Genomic DNA, 17,428 nt, shown 5'->3' with positions numbered 1-17,428 from the left:
CTAAACCTCCATTGAAACTCTAATTCAAAGCTTGAACAGACCTCTGTAAACCTTGCTGAATATCCTGCATAAAACCCTCACTCGAATTCGACTTAGGCATTGCTATCGTTGTGGTTTCAACTTGAACTTGCTCAGTTTTAGCCTCTTGGTTTTCATCGTTATAAAACTCCTCAACCAAATCAAACCCCTCCTCTGCATACACTTCAAACTGAGCATTAGCGAAACCCTTCCTTGCAGTCTGATCTAGCACATTTTGATTAAATCCACTCTGCTTACCTTGTTGGTCAATGTCTTGCGCCGTCTGTATGGCTTGTTGCAAATTGATGCCATCTCTCAAAGTTAAATCCACGTAATACACAGGCGTTCGATAGCTTTGGGTCGTGGACTTGCCTCTGAGTGTCAGTTGTAAAGGTAAACATGACAACAAACCATTCGATGCTGCGTGGTAATAACTCAGTCTTGCTGCCAAAGTCCGAATACTATTAAAGCCTGTGGTTCTAAAGATGAATGTGCCAAGTTCATCAGACTCATCCAAATTCACATACAAACGACCATACGGTTTACACAGCCCACCTTGTGCCAATGGACATAAGTTAGGTGATGGACAGGGATGATGCTCTACACCTTGATTGGTCAGTCGCTGGCAAGTTTCACCATTACCCACACATACGGGTCTACCCGTTTGACGATCAAATAAACTGTACTCAGCACGTAAGTTCAGTTCAGGATCATTAAAGATCATACGGACTGGGATACTTCGGAGTTTTTGATTGGGTGCTTTAGCTCGAAGCTGTTCATCCAATGGATGCTTCACCCAGCCCTCTTTATTTTGGATTTGGGAGGTCAAGGTAAATTGATCATCCTTTTCAGGCAGCCTTTTACCATTCTTTTCAACAACCTTGCCGATACTAATTCTGCCGAGTATCGGGGGTGTAATTGCTAAACCTTTAATCATGCTGATTTCCTCTTTTGTATAAATTGAATAGGCATAAAAAAGCCCATGATGTGGGCATGGGCTGATATGAGCTTGCTTGTTGGTATTTCGCGTGATGCTGATGTGGATAAAATCTGAGTTATCCACCAAAGGCATAAATCTGAAAGCGCCGTGTCCCTTGCTTGGCTTGTGGAAACAGGTTTAAGTATTCAGGATGTGATTTGAGTAAAGCTTTACTGTCTAAACTGACCGTGTCTTTAGCCTTTTTCCATGTCACTGAACCTGCCTTGAAAGTCGCGCGTTCAGCTTCTTGCATCTTGGCTTGAAGTTGATGTTTAAGCAGGTCAAATTGCTCTTGGTGCTTTTCAACCTGATTGCGTACTTGAATCAGTTGCTCAAACTGTTGATTGGCTTGCTCATCTTCAGATAAGTCCGTGGTACTGAGTGGCACATGTTCGGGATAAAGCAACTGTAGTGCTTTGGCTGCCGACTCACTGGCATCAGCTTCAGGTGGGGTATCCTTTTCCACACAATCCCAAAAGTAACGTTCCGCATTAATGATGTGTTGTATCACCGATTCAGAACGAGTGACTTTAAAGATTCGGGTTTTATGTCCACAGATCAATACGCAAATATGGGCTGCCTTTTTACCTGTCACTGCCAATTGATGTTGCACCTGACATAAGACATATAAAGGCACGCCATCGCGCCACAGCTTGGCCCCATATTCCCCTGCAGTTTTACATTCTAGGATTTGCACCTCATCGTTACCCACAACGGAATAATCTAAGTTGGCTAACATAAAATGCTTGTCTGGATCAGGGTGCTGTAATACGGCATTGACCCGACGGACTTTGTAGTTGGTATGCATGCTGTAGTATTCCGCAACGAGTGGCTCTAGCCGCTTTCCCCAGTACAGCGGTGCATGACCTTCACTTTCATCTTCAATGTTTTGTTGAATGCGTCCTGTCTTGATCATCCACAGTTCCAACATCGACATATAAGGGTTTAGACCACAAGCTGCGGCACAGTCACTGCTGCCAATGCCCTTGCGTCGTACTTCTAGCCATTCGGCTTGCGTCATATTTTTAGTCTCGACGAAACGTTTTGCAGTAAACAGTTTTGGGCGATTGGTGTGGATATTCAGTGTGGCGTTGTTTGGATGAATTACGGCTGAGTTCATAGCAATTTCCTGTCATTGTTGAATTTTGGGCATAAAAAAAGCCGTGTCCGTAGACACAGCTTTTAAATAAAAAGAGTTAAGTTATTTGTAAGATTGAGCGTTTAAGTATGGTGATATGGCGATGAATCTGCTTAGGCTAATCAATAGAAGCTTTGAAATTAGGCCAACATGCGTAAAGCTTGTTCGAGTCCACGTTGTTTAAGGCCTGCCCCTGCACCAAACCATGCAGAATCCAGACGATGATCCTGACTCATGGCACGACGTTCGTGATCGGCAAATTCTGTAATGGAACACAACAAACCATAAGCTGTATCTTTGGCTGCGCTGAGTTCTGCCCCACGACCCTGCCCATTAAACATGGTCATGACTTTAGACATGGCACGTCCATTCGGTTCAGTTTTGTTTTCAGCTTTCGTGGCTTGCGTAGCGACATTACGGTAAAACTGAATAATGCCTTCGTCCTGCTCCACGGGACTTAAACTGGTATTGTTAAACACTGCATCAAAATAAGCTGCCGCCTCAAACTGTGTGACTTTACGTTGACTGAGTTGTTTCATTTCATACATGTGTTCATCCCATGTACGCACTGAAATACCCAGTTGCTGTTTAATCTTCTGGGCATCGAACTTGGTACTATGTGGCACTTTGACCACACCTGCACTACTGTTCTGACCTTTCAGTGCAATGGCTAAAGTGTTATTACACACCACACGAATACTGGTAAATTGAGCGGTGGTGGCAAGAGTACCGTCACACGCCGTAGCCAAGAGGATGTAGCCATTACTGACATCTTTGCCCTTTAAAGCCGAAGTTTGTCCTGTACGTGCCAAGGCCCAGAATTTCTTCCCACCTTTGAGCACACCTGCGGTCTCTAACTCAAAGCCTGATTGTTCAGTGAGGTCTCGGTAAAACTCCAAGATTTGTTTCGGTTGCACTTCCTGATAACGTTGGCTGACCACGGATAAAGGTGCATGTGTGTCTGAACGATATAAAACCCGCTGTTCCTCATACGGCATGATGATACTTTGTCCTCGATCATTTTTAGCCATATAACTGACATTAGAGGATTCAATCCTCCAGTCCATGCCTGCCTGCTGTGCCCAGACCTCAATCGGTTGATTTTGGGTGAGTTGGTTGCCTAAGCCATGCCAAGGGGTTGCACCGACATAAGCCATGTTTTCAATTAAATGAGCCATGATTTTAATTCCTATAAAAAGTTGAATTGCTGTAAAAGGTAATTAGATAAATTCATTTAAAAATTAGTTACGGATGCTCGGACTAAAATCGCGGTCACAGTCATTGCAGTAATAATGTCGGCTATAAACAGGATGCGATTTACTTTGAATGTCATCCTCCGTGATCAACATCCAAATGCCACCGATCAGCACCCCGACGAGGGCACCTGCAATCGGGGGAATGTTTAAACTTTTAGAAACACTGATGCCCAACGTCGCCAGTGCCAGAGGTGACATCACATTGTTTTGCGCTGAAGGTGAATTGCTGTTGATGACTAGATGTTGTGGGGATTCCAGCAGTACCGTGTCTCGGGACTGACAATAAGGACATGGCAGACTCATCTGACTAATTCCTGTAATAAAAATGAGCGAAATAAAAAAGCCTGCTTTGGAGGGAAAGCAGGCAAAACGTGAATCGGGTTATTGCATAGCGCTGTTTTGAAGCAGCCACATACTTCTCATTCAGATGATATGTATCTGTATTTTTTTAGAATGTGTTTTTAATCGATGCTTTTTTAGATCAATTTTAATGATTGAATACAGGGATCAATTGACCTGATTTTTATCAGCGATTATGATGCAAGGGCTGGCCTACATTGCCAGTCGGTTTTAGCAGACCGCAGATCCAGCACGGTATATGAAAGTAATTTTGTATGTCGTGGAACCCTCGTGTCCCCCTGTTGTTGCGGTAGGACGGGAGGGGGACGCCTTGTGCGTGCTGGTTCCTTGGATCCCAGTCTGCTAACCCCCTTTCGTTCTGCCACCATTATTTAGCAGTAATTTGGTAGAACTTCTTATAATTCCAAGGAGTCATCTATCATGATTCAATTTACTGTGCTTTCTTCCCCTGCACTCGCTTCATTTATACCTACTCCTCGACTTCGGTATTGCATTCCGATTCCAACTTTATTGTCTTGCCCTGTGCACTGATTCATTTCACCGCACTGTTCAACCACTGAATTTTTAATTCAGGGGCTGCTTTGTGCTGGAAAAACCTTATGAAATTGATCGCACAGCTCATTTTAATTGTCGTCGTGGTGGCGATGCTAGGCCCCTTTGTTTTTGTGCTTGGCGGACTATGGCTGCTGATTTATCTAGCAGGCTTGCATAAATAAACCCATCCGTATGACTTTAGAACAATAGATAACAATGATTTGGAACAGAAATGAAATATCAAACTTGGTTTGGGGTAATCACCATTGCCTTCAGTAGCACCCTGCTGACTGCCTGTGACAGCAAGATCAAACGTGACTTTAAAGCAGGCTGTCAGGCAGGTGGTTTAGACCGCTCTACCTGTGGCTGTATTTACGACAAAGTCGAAGCGCATTACTCACCTGAATTCATGCAACAAATGGCGGATGTCACGGTTCGAGAAACTATGCAGCCACCTGAAGATTTTAACGTGGTGATGGCAAACGCTGTTCAGCAATGTCAGTCATAAATTCAAGCATCAGGGGGAACACATGAAAAACTATTTAATTATCGGCTATGTGCTGATCGCACTGATTTGCTCAGTGTATTTCAAGAATTGCAGCAGTACCGCACATTACAGCTATGCCTACAATCTCGGTAAAGCCGTGGTTTGGCCTGTGACCATTTTTAAGAACTAAACTATAGGAATAACAAAATGAAAAAACTCATCTTGACCTGTGGCCTCAGTCTGATCTGCACCTCTCTGTTTGCACAATCCCATTCAGCAACTGTGATTGTTAAAAAGATCGAAGGCTTTAGTGAATCAGGCGATGCCTTTAGTTTTAAAACCACCACTGGCAAACGTTACCAAGTTTATAACGCAGGTGGTGCTAATCCGATTCAGGGCGAAGAACTGATTTCCAGTTCAATCAAAAGTAAGAAAGCCATTTGCCTACGTCTAGATGCAGATAAAACCGAACCGCGTTTGGTGCAATCGGTTCACAAAGGTAAATGCAAATAACTAAGCAGAACAATCAACGACTTTATTCATAGATGAAATAAGTATTTTTTAGGAATTCAGCCATGAAACTGATTCATCCGATTCTTTTATCCAGTTTATTAGTACTGGGCTTAACCGCATGTAGTCCATCCAAAGAATCTCAAGCTACAGTAGAACCCAAAGCAACATCAGATCAAAATACAGCCTCTACCGCGAATAACGCTTCTGATCAGTCTGAGATGACCAATCAATCCGAGGATGATTTTGTCGTTGATAAATCGTTTTTAGAAAATGGTGCTGATGCTGAGCAAATGACAGAACTGTCACAGGAACCACCTTTACAGGAAGAGTTCGAAGTTCGTGTTCGTCGTGATGAATCACAATATTCCATGACAGGTTATGTTGATAAACTCAATATCATGTCACTGAATAATGATCCCACTAGCCTGACCAATGTTTCAATCAACCGCGGTAATTGTAGAACCAAAGGTTTTTATGATTATCAAAATATGCGCTATGGCTCAGTAGCACAGGTGTATTTAGGTTGTGCTGCTGAGAATGTGCGTGAGGTGACCCTCACTACCAATAGCGGATTGACTTATACCTATAATTTTTAGGCATTCAAAACACCAAATTCTGATACGTTTGGTGACGCGAAATTTGATGTTATACTGGACGAAACTGCTGACCGATTCCAGTCAGCAGTGCAGCTAATTTGGCGCTAAAAACCGCAATTTAGGCAGCTTGAGCACATGTAAGGATGAGTCCTTATCTTAGAAAAATAACGTTTTTTTTACGTTTTAACTTTTTTTAATTAGTCGTAAAAACCTCATGGCTACGCTCTAGTTTTTTCCGTAACGCTCCAGCCGATATTTCATATAAAAAGCCTTTCGGAAGTAGATTTGGCTTATTGAGTGAAAACTTAATCGGATGTATTTCCCGATCAATTTTTGTGATCTTTTTTATCAGTTTGATTTTTATCTTTGCTTTGTCTTTTTTAGTCAATTTTTTAATTTTTTTATCCAAAGTCCATTTTTTAGTTTTTGTGCTATATGACCATTTTTTTGAATTTGTAAAATTATTCTCAATAACGCGAGTAGACTTAGTTTCCAACAATACAATTAATTCTTTTAGAAATTCCAATACATCATATTCATTCTCACGCTCATATGACCACTTCAAATACAAGACCTCAACCACAGCTATATTCAAATCTGTCTCATCTATTGACTTTAGCGTTGTATGGAACATACTTTGGAATTGGCGTTGAAATGCGTTTACTTCAATTGCCCGCTTTTGAAAACTAAAATTATCTTCAGCATATTTGGCAAAATAGTAATTCAATGCATGCAAATACTCATTGACTACAGCCTCAATTGGAACCTCACTCCGTACTGGCAAATCTAAGGTTAAACACAAATCCTCGAATTCCTGATTGTTCTGGTGATGAGCATCGAGTGCTAGATTAAGATGTCTGTGGTATACACGCGGAAGCAAGTTCAAGGAATCAACATTACTCGAAAAATGGCGCAATTGTCTCAATAACGTACTTTCCATATCTCCAAAAGTATTTAATCCTGTTCTTTTTATTTTGATTAAAAATTGACTGTAATCCCACCAATCAAGAAAAAAGGTTTCAATATCTGGTGTACACATAAAACCATGTAAATCAAATTGCTGAATAAAATCAATAAACCTCTGTTTAAGTAGATCATTTTTATCTAGCTGTTTATAAAATGAATCAACAATTTCATTTATTCTTGTATTGCCCTTGTCGAAATCAATGTCTGACACTTCAGAAGTGAGGAACAACTCATAACTACCATATTGAATCGTATGATAAATCTTTTTCATAAACTCAAAATGCTCAGCTGCAAGCAAACCATCATCATCTGGTCCACCATAAAGATATAACTGAGCGCCGTCCTTAAGTAAATCCTTGCTTAAACAGGGTTCTACACTCCATTGATGGAATTTTCTTAACCAAACATATAAATCAGCCCATTCTGGACTTCGTTGCATCAGTAATATGGTTTTTAAAGTCGTTATTTTTTTATCTACTTGCTTAATTATTGATTTTCTAAAAATTTCTTCCGTTTGTGTTTTTTCTTTTACGATGGTCTTTTTTATTGTTTCTTCCACCTTCTTCTCAATTTTTGCCATCCCTTTTAAGTTTTGCTTTTTTAAATACTTACGGTATAGCGGATCGCTTAATAGTTTTTCAACTCTAAATTCATCTAATTGAGAGTCTGTCAAGTAAATAAATTTCTTTTTCATGATCTCTTATCCTATATCCACGTTTTAGGACACAAATTTTCGTCTGTCTGTCCTAAAGAATACAAGAGAAAATTAACTTGAAAAAACACGACTAAACAAGAGTTAAAACATGAAACACCAAGAATCCCAGTCTATAACAGTTATTAGAATGGACGAATTACCCCAAGTAAGTGGGTTATCTCGGTCGACGATATATGAAAAGCTTAACCCAAAATCCCCACGCTACGACCCTAGCTTTCCAACGCGTGTTCACATTGGAGTCTCAGCTGTAGGCTGGCTTCGGCACGAAATTGAGGCGTGGTTGATTTCGAAAAAAGCATAAGCCTGAAGTGCTTATCTTTTCAATCACGCTGAACAACAATTCATCGATATGTCAGATAGGGGCTTGATCTCAAGTGCCCTTGTTAACCGTTGTTGCCTCTAATTTTAGAGTGTTGGTTTTTATATGATTAAGATATATACAATATTAATATACCTACATGATTAATATGGTTATTTATATAATCTACTAATCTATATATTTATACATAAGATAAATAATAGATTCGATATCAATTCAATGGATACAAACCATTCAGTTTGTACCTATAACTTATTGAATTCAATATCTTATAGATTAGAAATCATATTCAGACTCTATACATACTATAGGTTAGATGGCAGCAATATGTATTTTATTACAGATTGGAGCTATATCTATGAGCTTTATAGAAATGGATCATTTACCACCTAACTTCTTTGAAGTGGCGCGTAAACTTGAGCCCATGCAAACAGTACCTCCTCCAGAAGAGCTGGAGCCATCAACTGAGGTTGAAGTTGAGACCGAAGAAGCATTATCGAAACAAGTTGATGAGGTTGGGATCAATGTTGAGCAAGACCATGCTTACTCAACTAATGTAGACAACAATGCTGAATTACGAAACTTACTGACAAATAACCTGCTGTTTAAACAACAGTTAGACCCGCAAATTGTTTCATGCATATATGCCATTCTCTTATGCAATGAAATTAAAAAACAACGAGCAACTTATCTTTATCGTTGGATTCAGTCTAAGCAAAAGGACTTAGTTCCAGATCATTGGGAGTTGGTTTATCCCGAACTATCTGAATTAAGTCAAAGTTTTTTATTAGCGACAAAAAAGTTAAATACACCAATGCAATTGAAGTGTGAAGAGTTTGGTTTAGTAACAGCAACGTTCAATCAAGTAATTCCAAATGATCCATATATTTTATTTGATTTAGTTAAGTTTCCGAATTTTCCACTCAATGTAATAGATGCAAATGGAATACAGACAGATCATGAAAAGTCTGTAGCTGTGATTAGTAATTCTATTATTGAAGGAATTTTTAAAGGCTTAAAAGATCCAAAATTTGTACAACAGGTGAATGACCGTCGAAAAATGGCGAGAAGGCGTGAAAAGAATGTCCTTATATACATCGATAAACTACGTAAAAAATACTCACGTTTATTGGGTATTCGTGTTGACTTTTATCTACCCGCAGATAAGAAGCACCTAACCCATAAAGAAATCGTAGCGCATTTCCATACGATTTTACAGAAACTACGTCGCAGTAAATCTATGCTTTTAAAAGGCTACGTTTGGAAGCTTGAGCAAGGCGTAGATCAGGCGTTGCATGTTCATGGATTTTTCTTTTTTTGTGGTAGCAAGCATCGTGAAGACATTAGCTTAGGTCGGATGATTGGTGAAATGTGGGATAAGCAAATTGATGGTAAGCATAGCTATTTTAACTGCAATACCAGTAAAAATCGCAAGAAGTACAAATACGATGCTTTAGGCGTAATAAATCGTGCTGATCAGACCAAATACGACAACATCGTAAAGGTGATTCACTACTTTGCCAAGTTTGAACAGTACGTCTTACATAGCAGCCTAGAACGTGTCAAAACACTAAATACTGGCGTTTCACCTCATTTACGTGACCGAATGGGTCGTCCGAACCTGACCAAGCATTATTGATCTATTTAACCCTATTACAGAGATTTTCAACATGAATAACGTATTTGTACCAAACGCACAGCCTTTATTTGTTAATCATACTCAAACACCACCAAATGTTTATCCAAGTGGAAATGGTTGCTTTACTTCAAATGTCACAATAGCTCGCCCTGCTTTTGGTGATATTCTATTTAGTCAAGCCGCACTCGGTGTGATCAACGTCACGAAGCAGTTAGAACAAGACAAAATTAAAGTCTATGCTAAACCAACAGCAGCGTGCCCATACCCTGCTATGAACCCACTATTTGCTTGGGCACTTCAGCAAGCACTGCTATTTGCTCATTTCATTGATCTATTTGAAGGTTTTGAACCCCATCCTCACTTAAAAGCCTTTCATCAATTTTCACTGCAAAATATTGGTGTGGTGACCTCACCGCAGCCTGTTCCAAACTATATATTTGAAAATAACTTTGATTTTTTTCGTGGTCAGTTATACGTCGCTAAAGCAAAGCTCCAAGCGAATAAATATGAAGCACAAGTGCAAAAACTTCGTAATGAACAGAAAACCGTCTTCAGACGCGTGATGCAAACTCAAGACCAAGCCAATTGCATTTTCTTAGAGTTACCATTGATTACGCAGACTGACCCGCCTCATTACCAGACACAGGAAGAAGCAGAGAAAGATTCAGTCAAAGTACTGAGGAAATACTTCCAGTGGCTACATGGGGCTAAACAGCTCAGCGGTATACTTTCTGATATTCAATGGCGGATCGTCAAAGGACTGGATCATAAGCTAACAGTACAAGCATTCATTTACATCCTCGGCGATGAAATCGATTATTTACCGTTGCTCAAAGAACAATGGGAATTAACTTGCTCTGATTATCAGCTTCAAGGGATTTTTCCAGAACCCAAACACACCCATTGTTATGATGGGCAAGGCATTGTTCAAAAGGCATGGCTACAACTGATTGAACGCGTACATGAGCCACTTGGTTTTTATCGTTATAAGGGCAATGGTATTACTTATGTTTGGAAAGAATACACAGGCAATGTTTAGTTGTCATCCATAATCGGAAAAGCACTCAAATTCAAAGTAGCCTACTTTTATAGGCTACTTTGAATAATCATCTAAAAACAGTATTTAGTTATTCATCATCAAAATTAGCCCAAACATCATGAATCATATGCTTGTTATTAACTTCAAATAGCATACAGACAAGTAATCGATATTTATCGATTTTTAAGGCCTCATTCACTGCATCTTCAGCCGTTTCGTAAATTTGCGCTAAATCAGGTATTTTTACATAAACTCGGTTAATCGATAATGCAGTTTCTTCAACTTTACCTACAAATTCATCTTGATCGTATAAGTGAATGACATAACCTATAAACTCAGCACTATTAGGTAACTCTAAGCGTCTTTTAGCCTCTTCAATAGTAACCTTCTCACCTTCAAGGATTTCTTGCTGTGCCTGTGCGATTCTCTCTTCTAAAGAACCTCTTTGTTTTGCTTGTCCCAATTCTAACTCCCCTTCACTGAATTGTAGTTGTAGCGCCTTCTACATATTTTGGAAAATGTTTTTGTAAATGTTCAACCCCATCAATTGCCTTTGCTTTGTATTTAAGCCTTTCTTGGAAAAATTGAAGTTTAGCTTTACATTCATCAAAAATTTCAGCCCATGTTTTGACTAAAATAATATAATTATCTTTCTCTGCAATAACACCATTCTCAAGGTCAATATAACGGGAATCTAATTTCATATCTCTATCTAAACTAATAGCGATAAAGGTCCATTTAGCTTTTGTTTTACTAAACCTTGAGTCTAGCCTTATAGCATCAGCATAATCTTGGATTTGAGAAATTTCATCTCGCCCGATTTTTACTCTTGGACGTTTCAGCTCAATAATTAAGTGATGGGCTGTATTTGGTTTATTATTTCGTGTTGTTTTAGAAAGCATAAGATCAACTATGCCCCTTTCTTTTGTCGGATGTTCAACAGCCTCTAAAATATCAACATCTTTACTTAGCAATTTTGAATGTTGCTTTAAACATTCTGTGAGTGACTGATCATCAACGGAAATAAAAAACTCCTCGCCAAAAACCCAACAATTTTCCGCTAACATACGGTGCAATTGCGTCCTTTCCTTTAAATTCTTCTTTCCGTCTTTTGAATTAATTATACTTTCAAGGCCATTAATAAATTTCAATCGATCCGTTACAACTTTAGATGCACTAATAATTGATGAGAGTGATACATCTCTAAGCAATTCAGCCAGATCATCTTGTTCCTCAGGCTTAAGATTCAAAACCTCATTAATAATAGTTTGAAGACTATTAGGATTCGTTTCCAGAGCCTGTTTCAATAATCTAAACTGAAATTTTCGATTCTCTTTACTAGTTTTTTCAAATTTATCAATATTATGAGATACCGTAGAAGCTACTATGTCAAATACTTGCCTTTCCACCTGCTCAACAATATTTGTTGTTTCAGAAGGATATGGATAAATATTTTCTTCTTTCCACTGTTCTACTAATGTGGCTGCTTTTTCAGCTTCTTGGGCTCTAAAGTGCCCTTTTATTATTTCTTTTGCTAAGCCTAAATTTTTTTGAACTGATGCATTGGAAGGGGCAAAATCCAAACCATGCATATTGACCATTTCTATAATGGCTTCACTTTCAATATAAGCGGTATATTTTTTATTTGGATAATTCCACCCCATATCTAACTTTAGATATGGAATACCATGATTACAGCTTAAATATGTTGAAGTCGTTTGTTTTGAACTTACCCATTCTGTAAGTCTCAAAGTAGATGAATAATCTTTTCCTTCGTAATTAATAAAATCAAGGTTGAAAGGGGTTACAGCCAAGATTATTTTTTTAGGATCTATTTTTTCACCATCAATTTCTAAGTTTATATTTTTATAATCGTAAAGATAAAATGCAAATGTTTCCAAAATTTTAGTCTTTGCTGAGTCGTTCAATTTTCTTATTTTTTTAGGTACATCATAAGCTTCAAGAATAACACCTGACTTTAAATTTTCATCTGATTCCACAGGATCTGAAATCTTTACATCAGATGGGTTATTTAAATGCATGGCTACTTTGTAGGTAAATAATTTATCTAAACTTTCATCTTTGTATGTAATTGACCAATTTACTGTTGCACCTAAAGAAAATGCTTTGAGACGGCCTTTGCCTTCTTTTCCATGTAAAAAACGGCCATATACATCACTTTTAAGTTTATTTTTCTTTTTAGACCCACCTAAATTTTTAAAAATATTTTTTGCTTCTGAAAAATGAATACCAACACCATCATCAATAATTTTTATTGAGTTCAATGAGTCTAAACCATTATCTTCAAAAACCACTCTGACATTTAAAGCATCAGCATCTAATGCATTCCAAATTAACTCAATCAATGCATCAACAAGACTCGTTTTACCAAGCTTACTAATAAGGTCATTTTGTATTGTTAATTGTACTGAATGAGCATAGTTCATAAAATTTCAAATGATGGTCTAAATTTTAGAAATTCGAGTATAAAATATTCTTTTTCAATATACTTAGTTATGAAATAAAAAATCTTAAAAAGAGTTTAGAATTATTATTGTTTTTTAAACCTATTTCCCATCCCATCCAAAATCATCCGATTAATACTTTTTACATCCAAAATTTGATGAGGGGTAGGTTGTGGGGTAAAACCACAGACAAGAAAAAAGCCCTTGCAAATACAAGGGCTTAATTCAAAATTTGGCGGAAGCGGTGAGATTCGAACTCACGGAGGACTCACACCCTCGTCGGTTTTCAAGACCGGTGCATTAAACCGCTCTGCCACGCTTCCAATGGCGGCTATAATATAAATAAAATCCCATCTTGGCAAATACTTTTCTATATTTTTCTTACCAACCGCTTAAAATAAAAACAAAATTTGTTAATCTGCTGAATTTTCAGGCTTTTCATAACGAATTTCATTCACATACCAGAGTTTTTCACCCGATGGCGTCAGCACCTTTACTTCATCATCTACCTGCTTGCCCAGTAAAGCCCGTGCCATGGGTGAATCAATGGAAATATGCTGTGGATGATGATCATAAATTTCATCTACACCAACGATGCGCAAGGTTTTTTGCTCACCGTCCTCGTTTTCAATATCCACCCAAGCACCAAAATATACTTTGCCGTCTTGCTCAGGTGAAAAATCAATAATTTTGAGCTCTTCTAAACGCTTGCCCAAGTAACGGACACGACGGTCAATCTTGCGTAAAATTTGCTTGTTGTATTGGTAATCCGCGTTTTCCGATCTATCGCCTAGACTCGCTGCCCAGTTCACTTTCCGGGTAATTTCTGGTCGCTCTTCGTGCCACAAGTGTTGTAATTCTGCGACTAATTTGTCATGTCCAGCACGTGTAATTAAGTTAGATTTCATGATGTTTTTTGAAGTTTTGCTTACAATTTCTTTACAAGAATGAGCTATTCTATCCCGTATTTACACATAACTAAAGTTTATAAAATTAATTCTTCAATAAAATTAATTTGTTATGCTACATTTTTCTAAAAATTTTCGTACAAAATTTGACAAGTATATTTTTCAGCCTTATTATGCGCCCATGTTTTTAGTTTGCTTACTTTTTAATCTATGTAGAAATTCTACATGATTCTCCTTTTAATCCTATGTCATTTTGAATGACGTCATGACTGCCCAACCCTTATTGAATTTATCAAACTTGTAAAAGTCTGAGGCCTGTTTGCCTTTGCTTTTAGGGCATAAATTACTTGTAGCGGAGACAACATGCACAGTAGTTCAACTTCTGGGGCGAGGCTTTGCCTTAAACCTTTAACTTCTTCTCTCTCGTTAAAAATTCTTGCATTTAGCACAGTGTTATTTCCATTCCATAGTATCAATGCAAGTAAGTCATTCCAGTACGATGCTGTGGTCAGCGGTAAACAGCTCACCGTGGTTTCAGTTGAAAACCCAACTACAGTATTTAAAGATGGCTCGCACCAGCATGGTTTTGGTTATGACCTGGCACGTAACTATGCCAACAGCTTGAATGTCAAGTTGGTGTTTAAAACTGTACCTGATAATGCCACAGCACTGAAATGGGTTTCACAAGGTAAAGCCAACTTTGCCATGACCACTGCAAATATCAGTGAAATTGAACAAAAGCGTTTAACCTCTTTTTCAGCAACCTGTGGTGATATAAGCAGCCTGCAACAGAATGGTCTAAATACCAGCCTAAACTGGGTCTTTAAACATGCAAATGATCCACTTGCCCAAACTGCAAGTGGCTTTGTCTGTCAGGGCAAACAGTCTGGTGCAATTCGCCAATTGGCATCGTTCTATAATCAGAATGTGGTACAAGAACATTCATGGGATAGTATCCAACGTGACTTAAATCAGCGCATGCCGATTTATAAAGCCAGCTTTAAAAATACCGCAGCAAAATATGATTTAGATTGGCATTTGCTGGCAGCAATTGGTTATCAGGAATCGTATTTAAAACCGAATTCCGTTTCCCCTACTGGTGTTCGCGGATTGATGATGCTGACCAATAGCACTGCCAAAGCCATGGGGGTCAGTAACCGAACCGATCCGGCACAAAGTATTGAAGGCGGTGCGAAATATTACGACCAGATGTTAAGTCGATTTTCAGATGTTCCTTTGCCTGACCGTAACTGGTACGCGCTGGTTGCCTATAATATGGGGCCGGGGGCAGTCGAGCAGATTCAAAACCGCATTCAGGCTCAAGATAAAAATCCGAACAACTGGGTTAACTTATATAGTTATTTAGAGCGTAACAAGGCCAGCAATGGCCGTTACCGTCAAGCGGTACAATATGTAACCCGGATTCGTGCGTATTTAGAACATATTAAAACTTCAGAGTTAGTAAATATTTAATATTTTTTAATATCTTCCAGATAAAAAAAGCTTACCCTAGGGTAAGCTTTTTTGTGCTTAAAATAAGTTAAGCGATAGTTCTGAAGCAAAAAGCCCTTAAACTGTTTGCTCAAGCACTTTTTTGAATAAATCTTTTTGCTCTTGGCTTGGCTTGGCTGTTTGTAAAGCCATCAATTGTGACATATCACCTTGAACTTTGATTTTACCAGTCATGAAGGCTTGCATTGCAGCAGCCATATCAAATTCAAGGAACACTTTACGCAGAGTTTCCCCATCCATGTTCAACGTGGTTTTCGCATTTGAAGATAGACCTTTTTTGATTGCACCACCATCAAGAGACAATTCTGTATTGCCTTGAGCATCAGACACCACCAGGTTGATGGCTAAATTTGCAAGTGCAGGTGGCAAGTTTAAATCACCAGCTTGCGCAGTTAATGTTTCTACAGTTGAAAACCAATCATCAGTTAAAAAGGCAGGCATGATCTTTCCTCAATTTATTTGTGCATTTGTGTCGCCTATCCAGACAACATCTTTGTGAAGCTATTTTGCTTGAAGCTTGTTATAGCATGTAAAATTGTTTTCTGCTTAACGTTTTTTGTACGATGCGTTCAATTTTTAAGTTTTTAATATATTTATTAAATAAATCAGATATATAAAGTTATATAAATTAGACACCAATGCTAAAATTGGTGTCTAAAAATGCGCTTAGTCCGCAACAAAACCTAAATTAACCATATTGATCCGTTTGTTTTGCCCTTCTTCTTCAGTTGAACAGCTGCCAGTGAAATCAATTTCACGCTGTGCATCTAAAGCTTCAAAGTCAAACAGTTCACGGTCAGCCAATTGTGAAGGCGATACATTCTGCATAGCACCAAAAATACTGTGTAAACGTTTTGGATACTGCTTATCCCATTCACGCAGCATGTCATTAATCATGGCACGCTGTAAATTTTCCTGTGAACCACACAAGTTACAAGGAATAATCGGGAACTGGCGCATTTCTGCATATTTGATGATGTCTTTTTCTTCCACATAAGCCAGCGGACGAATCAGGATATTTTTCTTGTCAGATGACAACAGTTTCGGTGGCATGGCCTTTAAGCTGCCACCATGGAACAGGTTCAAGAAGAAAGTTGCCATAATGTCATCACGGTGATGACCCAAAGCGACTTTGGTCGCACCAATTTCCTGCGCAAAGCCATACAATGAACCACGACGTAGACGTGAACACACTGCACAATAGGTTTTACCTTCAGGCGTCAGTTTTTTGGTAATACTATAAGTGTCTTTTTCCAGAATATAATAAGGAATTTTATTTTCCTCTAAATAACGGGGCAAGACATCTTCAGGGAAACCCGGCTGCTTTTGATCCAGGTTGACTGCAACCACATCAAAGTTGATCGGTGCAATGCGTTTAAATTGCAACAAAATATCCAGCAAGGTATAACTGTCTTTACCCCCAGAAATACAGACCATTACCTTGTCGCCATCTTCGATCATTTTAAAATCACGAATGGCATGACCGACTTGACGGCGAAGCTTTTTCAACAAACGGTAATATGCCGAACTAGTGGGCAGTTCTGGTTTGAAATTAAATCCTTGTTCGGACTCAACTGGCGAGTACATAGACGAGATTTACCCATAAATAAAAATACCGCGCAATTTTATCCGATTCAGTCTGAACACGCACCAAAAGAATGTAATTTCTGCAAATTGTTTATTACTACCCTTTTCATCTAAAACTCTCACGTTTATTTTGACCTGATGAGTTCAAGTTTTAGCCACAATGCTTGCCATTTGTACTTTTCCACAGTTGTCCACAAAACCTGTGGATAACTTTGTGGATTTTAAAACACTTGACAAGGTGTCAGACCTGTTATTTAAGGCTTCTATTTAAATTGATCATTTTTTGATCAATTTAAATGTTAATTAAAATCAACTATTTATATGTGTCAAGTTATCCTGATTAAAAAAAAATTAATATTTTTTTTGATTACTATCTCAACAAACGGTACTTGATTTT

At 38.4% G+C, this 17,428-nt stretch carries 18 protein-coding genes and 1 tRNA gene; 8 read left to right on the top strand and 11 right to left on the bottom strand.

The window, feature by feature from the left end; all coding sequences use genetic code 11:
* Nucleotides 1-19: 19 nt before the first annotated feature.
* The 4 genes from ABJ384_RS04475 to ABJ384_RS04460 all read right to left on the bottom strand — a co-directional run bounded on the left by ABJ384_RS04475 (nt 20) and on the right by ABJ384_RS04460 (nt 3,694).
* Complete coding sequence (locus ABJ384_RS04475; RefSeq protein WP_349929088.1) at nt 20-955, bottom strand: hydrolase or metal-binding protein; 936 nt, start codon at nt 953-955, stop codon at nt 20-22.
* Nucleotides 956-1,073: 118 nt separating this feature from the next.
* A complete protein-coding gene (locus ABJ384_RS04470) occupies nt 1,074-2,117 on the bottom strand; it encodes a lambda-exonuclease family protein (protein ID WP_349929086.1) in 1,044 nt (347 codons plus the stop codon).
* A 158-nt stretch (nt 2,118-2,275) separates the two neighbouring features.
* Entirely contained in the window at nt 2,276-3,313 is a 1,038-nt protein-coding gene (locus tag ABJ384_RS04465) for a DUF932 domain-containing protein (RefSeq protein WP_349929084.1), read from the bottom strand.
* Nucleotides 3,314-3,376: 63 nt separating this feature from the next.
* On the bottom strand, nt 3,377-3,694 hold the full coding sequence (locus tag ABJ384_RS04460; RefSeq protein ID WP_349929083.1) for a hypothetical protein: 318 nt from the start codon (nt 3,692-3,694) through the stop codon (nt 3,377-3,379).
* Nucleotides 3,695-4,517: 823 nt separating this feature from the next.
* Here ABJ384_RS04460 and ABJ384_RS04455 point away from each other — a divergent pair.
* The 4 genes from ABJ384_RS04455 to ABJ384_RS04440 all read left to right on the top strand — a co-directional run bounded on the left by ABJ384_RS04455 (nt 4,518) and on the right by ABJ384_RS04440 (nt 5,881).
* Complete coding sequence (locus ABJ384_RS04455; protein WP_349929081.1) at nt 4,518-4,793, top strand: hypothetical protein; 276 nt, start codon at nt 4,518-4,520, stop codon at nt 4,791-4,793.
* 22 nt (nt 4,794-4,815) lie between these two features.
* Nucleotides 4,816-4,962: a hypothetical protein gene (locus ABJ384_RS04450; RefSeq protein ID WP_004984451.1), complete on the top strand. Its 147-nt coding sequence runs from the start codon at nt 4,816-4,818 to the stop codon at nt 4,960-4,962.
* A gap of 17 nt (nt 4,963-4,979) precedes the next feature.
* Nucleotides 4,980-5,285, top strand: coding sequence for a hypothetical protein (locus ABJ384_RS04445; protein WP_349929079.1), 306 nt, complete (start codon nt 4,980-4,982; stop codon nt 5,283-5,285).
* A gap of 62 nt (nt 5,286-5,347) precedes the next feature.
* Nucleotides 5,348-5,881 carry a hypothetical protein gene (locus ABJ384_RS04440; RefSeq protein WP_349929077.1) on the top strand — a complete coding sequence of 178 codons (534 nt, stop codon included), beginning with the start codon at nt 5,348-5,350 and terminating at the stop codon, nt 5,879-5,881.
* A gap of 193 nt (nt 5,882-6,074) precedes the next feature.
* Here ABJ384_RS04440 and ABJ384_RS04435 read toward each other — a convergent pair whose 3' ends face one another.
* Entirely contained in the window at nt 6,075-7,541 is a 1,467-nt protein-coding gene (locus ABJ384_RS04435) for a hypothetical protein (RefSeq protein WP_349929076.1), read from the bottom strand.
* 109 nt (nt 7,542-7,650) lie between these two features.
* On the opposite strand from ABJ384_RS04435, the gene ABJ384_RS04430 reads away from it, so the two are divergent.
* The 3 genes from ABJ384_RS04430 (at nt 7,651) to ABJ384_RS04420 (ending at nt 10,559) form a co-directional block, all read left to right on the top strand.
* Nucleotides 7,651-7,863 (top strand): AlpA family phage regulatory protein, encoded by a 213-nt coding sequence (locus tag ABJ384_RS04430; protein ID WP_349929075.1) that lies wholly within the window; start codon nt 7,651-7,653, stop codon nt 7,861-7,863.
* A 376-nt stretch (nt 7,864-8,239) separates the two neighbouring features.
* Nucleotides 8,240-9,520 carry an inovirus-type Gp2 protein gene (locus ABJ384_RS04425; RefSeq protein WP_349929073.1) on the top strand — a complete coding sequence of 427 codons (1,281 nt, stop codon included), beginning with the start codon at nt 8,240-8,242 and terminating at the stop codon, nt 9,518-9,520.
* Nucleotides 9,521-9,551: 31 nt separating this feature from the next.
* Entirely contained in the window at nt 9,552-10,559 is a 1,008-nt protein-coding gene (locus ABJ384_RS04420; RefSeq protein WP_349929071.1) for a hypothetical protein, read from the top strand.
* A gap of 88 nt (nt 10,560-10,647) precedes the next feature.
* On the opposite strand, the gene ABJ384_RS04415 is transcribed toward ABJ384_RS04420, so the two are convergent.
* From ABJ384_RS04415 to greB, 4 genes are all read right to left on the bottom strand, one after another.
* Nucleotides 10,648-11,022 (bottom strand): hypothetical protein, encoded by a 375-nt coding sequence (locus ABJ384_RS04415; RefSeq protein WP_279735514.1) that lies wholly within the window; start codon nt 11,020-11,022, stop codon nt 10,648-10,650.
* Between the two features lie 13 nt (nt 11,023-11,035).
* Nucleotides 11,036-13,006 carry an ATP-binding protein gene (locus ABJ384_RS04410; protein ID WP_349929069.1) on the bottom strand — a complete coding sequence of 657 codons (1,971 nt, stop codon included), beginning with the start codon at nt 13,004-13,006 and terminating at the stop codon, nt 11,036-11,038.
* Between the two features lie 251 nt (nt 13,007-13,257).
* Nucleotides 13,258-13,347 (bottom strand) — tRNA-Ser (locus ABJ384_RS04405).
* A 90-nt stretch (nt 13,348-13,437) separates the two neighbouring features.
* Entirely contained in the window at nt 13,438-13,932 is a 495-nt protein-coding gene (gene greB / locus ABJ384_RS04400) for a transcription elongation factor GreB (RefSeq protein WP_349929067.1), read from the bottom strand.
* 363 nt (nt 13,933-14,295) lie between these two features.
* Between greB and ABJ384_RS04395 the strand changes: the two genes are divergently transcribed.
* Nucleotides 14,296-15,405: a transglycosylase SLT domain-containing protein gene (locus ABJ384_RS04395; protein WP_349929065.1), complete on the top strand. Its 1,110-nt coding sequence runs from the start codon at nt 14,296-14,298 to the stop codon at nt 15,403-15,405.
* 96 nt (nt 15,406-15,501) lie between these two features.
* On the opposite strand, the gene ABJ384_RS04390 is transcribed toward ABJ384_RS04395, so the two are convergent.
* Entirely contained in the window at nt 15,502-15,885 is a 384-nt protein-coding gene (locus ABJ384_RS04390; RefSeq protein WP_086196256.1) for an SCP2 sterol-binding domain-containing protein, read from the bottom strand.
* A gap of 225 nt (nt 15,886-16,110) precedes the next feature.
* Nucleotides 16,111-17,031, bottom strand: a complete 921-nt coding sequence (ttcA, locus tag ABJ384_RS04385; protein ID WP_200222925.1) for a tRNA 2-thiocytidine(32) synthetase TtcA — start codon at nt 17,029-17,031, stop codon at nt 16,111-16,113.
* Between the last annotated feature and the right edge of the window lie 397 nt (nt 17,032-17,428).

The sequence above is a fragment of the Acinetobacter sp. A1-4-2 genome (assembly GCF_040233925.1).
GTDB lineage: Bacteria > Pseudomonadota > Gammaproteobacteria > Pseudomonadales > Moraxellaceae > Acinetobacter.
This window is presented reverse-complemented; position numbering and strand designations above follow the sequence as displayed.